This window comes from Flavobacterium sp. UGB4466 (assembly GCF_903469665.1).
In the GTDB taxonomy this organism is placed as follows: domain Bacteria; phylum Bacteroidota; class Bacteroidia; order Flavobacteriales; family Flavobacteriaceae; genus Flavobacterium; species Flavobacterium lipolyticum.
The window spans coordinates 1-3,350 of the sequence record NZ_CAGKLC010000202.1; the positions used below are offsets into that span (position 1 = coordinate 1).

The following is a 3,350-nucleotide window of genomic DNA, read 5'->3' on the forward strand; positions in this document are numbered from 1 at the left end:
AGGGGTATAATGATTATGTACCTACAAGTAATAAGTATAAGTACAACGGCAAGGAGCTCCAAGACGAGCTGGGGCTGGGGATGTATGATTATGGAATGAGAAATTATGACCCTGCACTTGGCCGCTGGATGAATATCGACCCATTGGCAGAAAAAATGCGAAGATATAATCCTTACACCTACGCTCTTGATAATCCAGTCTTTTTTGTTGACCCTGATGGGATGCAGGCAACATATAATTGGAAAGAGCATAATAAGGGAAATAAAGGAGTTTACACTGATGGAGATAAAAACGTTTCATACGAGGAGGCATTATCGCAAACAACTGCTGGAGAAAGTAATTCAAGTGAAGGTCCAGGAGACCCTCCAAAAAAAGAACCAGGACTAATTAAACAATTTTTGCTAGCCGTTCCAGTCTTAGGTGCTACGATAGATAGTAGCGACAAAATAGAAGAAGGAGATTACGTTGGAGCTTCACTAAGTTTTATGGTGGGGGTGTTGGATTTATTTACTTTAGGAACAGCTAATAAGTACAAGACTGGTACTGCTGGAGTAATGGCAGGAGTTGAAAAAGCAGCTGGGCAAGCTGGGAAATATGGAGGATTATCAGTAGCAGAAAAATATGGGATTAAGTCATATTCATCTTTGAGAACTTTGATAAAAGGAAAGAGTTTGCAAGCGCACCATTTGTTAGAACAACGATTTGCAAGTACATTAGGTGTAACGCCAGGAAGTATGAGTGCTATAGCTGTAACAGCCGAAGAACATCAGATATTTACAAATGCATGGAGGGCTGAAATCGGATATAAAGGCAGTTCTGCACTGACAACTACTGCAAATGCAACAAAAGAGCAAATACATAACGCGGCGAGAAAAGTATATAAAGATTATCCAGAAATATTAAAAGCATTAGGACTATGATAATAAAGTATCATGTAGCACTTGATTGGAATGATTCGCAAATCGAGAAAATGAACGAATTTGGTGTTTATCCTGTTAAGGGATATACAGCCGTTCAAATTGATGAAGAAACCTATCTTAAGGTAAAAGATTATATTTATGAATGGACTGGAAGCGGAGGAATACGGTATCCTGAATTTAGTAAAGCAGAACAAAAGGAGTCTCCATTATCCTTAAAAAGTGGTGGGCATGAGCATGGATACCCTATGCCCGATATGGATTTCGGATATAAACAACTTACTTATGATTTAAGCGATTACTGTCCAAATTGTGGAGTTGGTTTAAAACAGAAAGATGCGTTTAGAGTTAAGAGTGTTCCGCCAGAAGGTAAAAAGCAAATTTTTAGTTTAGGTTGGATTTATGATGAGCTTTTTGTTGAAAGAAAAATTTATAATGAAGTATTTGAGCCATTAGGAATTAATTGTAGAGAAGTTTTAAAGTATAAAAAAGAAAATCCTTTTGAAGAAACTGTTCAATTAGTTTTGGAGCAAACACAAGAAAAGTTAAATCTAGTGGATTATCCAACGGAAACTTGTCATGTTTGTGGAAAGACAAAATATCAGCCTATGCCACAAGGATTTTATCCATTGTACAAGAACATTATAGCTCCCATTTTTAAAAGTTGTGATTACTTTGGTAGTGGGGCATCTGCAACCAATAAAATTTTTATCACTAAAGAATTGAGAGAAAAGCTTATTGAATTAAAAATAGAGAAAAGTGCATGGTACATTCCAACAAAGGCACTTGATGAGACTACAAATCTAAAAAGCCTAGTCACAGGTGATAAAAAAACTGAAAATAAATAGCATTAACTAATGAGAATTACCACAAAACCATTCCTGGTAGTGTTTCAAAGTTAGTGTTATGAGATTTTGAAATTCTAACCTTTTGAAATTTAACAAATTTTAGAAGTGATTAATTTAAAGATGAGCAGTAATGCTCATCTTTTTTGTTTTAATATTGCCTTAAATGAGCGAAAATGAGTAAAAATGCGACATGGTGTTCCAAAGTTAGTGATGGTATGAATTGCCCAAAATGTAAAAAACAAAAGGTTATTAAAAATGGGAGAACAAAAAACAAAAAACACCTGCTGCCGTTGAAGGGCAGACCGTTTTAGACAATGTTAAAGGTTTGGTAACTGGAAGCTGGGTAAGAGCTCTGACTACTGCCTCAGCGGCATTGGGAGAAACCACTACCACTTTTTACGATACCAGATCCCGTGCGGTGAGAACCCGGACTCAAAATCACTTAGGAGGTTATACCAATACCAACAGCAGTTTAGATTTTACCGGGAAGTCGCTCTATACCATTACCAAACACAAACGTACTTCCGGAGACACAGAACTTACCATAAGAGAAGAATACACCTATTCGCCACAAGACCATTTATTAACCCATACCCATCAAATCAACGGAGGAACTGTTGAAGTTTTGGCAAACAATACTTATGACGATCTGGGGCAATTGAGTGTGAAAAATGTGGGGAACAGCGCAGGAACTCCGTTACAGAAAGTACACTACAGTTACAACATCAGAGGCTGGCTTACCGGAATCAACAATGTCGAAGAGCTACAGCAGGACACTGACCCGAAAGATCTCTTTGCTTTTAAAATTAACTATGACAAAGTAGAAGCAAACGCAAATTTTGCCAAAGCACTTTACAATGGAAATATTGCCGAAACTTCCTGGATAACAAATTCAGATGTTACTGGTGCAATTCGAATATATGGCTATCAATACGATCAACTGAACCGCCTGTTGGAGGCGACTTATCAGACTCCAAATTTAGCCGATAACAAAAATTATTTTGGGGAAAGTATGGATTATGATAAAAATGGAAATATTACCAGACTACAACGACAATATATGGCTGGTGTGTCATCAAATCCTTATGTAGGTGATATGGATATTTTGGGGTATTTCTACGAGACCAATTCCAACCGATTGATGAAAGTTACCGATACCAGTAATCAGCTACAAGGATTTAAAGACGATAGTAACGGATTTAATGATTCGGGAGATGATTATGCCTACGATCTTAATGGCAACTTAATGAAAGACGAAAACAAAAACATCACCCAAATACAATACAATCATCTGAATTTACCTAAGAAAATTACATTTGGAACACCTGGGAGAATTGAGTATATTTACAACGCGGCGGGGCAAAAACTCGAGAAATTTGTAAAGGATAGAGATGGTGTTGTAATTTATACCGATTATTTAGGCGGTTTTCAATACAGTTATAGCACAGGTCAAAATATTCCGGTTGATCCTGTTGAGCCAGGGGGTGGAGAGCCAGATCCTCCTGCAGCGGATGATCCGGGAAATACTGATCCTCCTGTTGGTCATGATGTAGACCCTGACCCAAAAGATCCACCGGCAGAAGCG

The 3,350-nt window shown here is 37.6% G+C and carries 2 protein-coding genes and 1 pseudogene; all 3 read left to right on the top strand.

Annotated features, from left to right (window positions below):
• On the top strand, positions 1-920 hold a 920-nt coding region (locus JO950_RS22375), incomplete at its 5' end, for an RHS repeat-associated core domain-containing protein (protein WP_237732421.1).
• Positions 917-1,765: a hypothetical protein gene (locus tag JO950_RS21525; RefSeq protein ID WP_202704479.1), complete on the top strand. Its 849-nt coding sequence runs from the start codon at positions 917-919 to the stop codon at positions 1,763-1,765. The genes JO950_RS22375 and JO950_RS21525, both read left to right, overlap by 4 nt.
• 325 nt (positions 1,766-2,090) lie before the next feature.
• Positions 2,091-3,350: pseudogene (locus JO950_RS21530) on the top strand (hypothetical protein); the annotation flags it as partial.

Excerpts from the sequence above, each read along its gene's own strand:
- JO950_RS21525 (WP_202704479.1), top strand. The coding sequence starts at position 917 with ATGATAATAAAGTATCATGTAGCACTTGATTGGAATGATTCGCAAATC.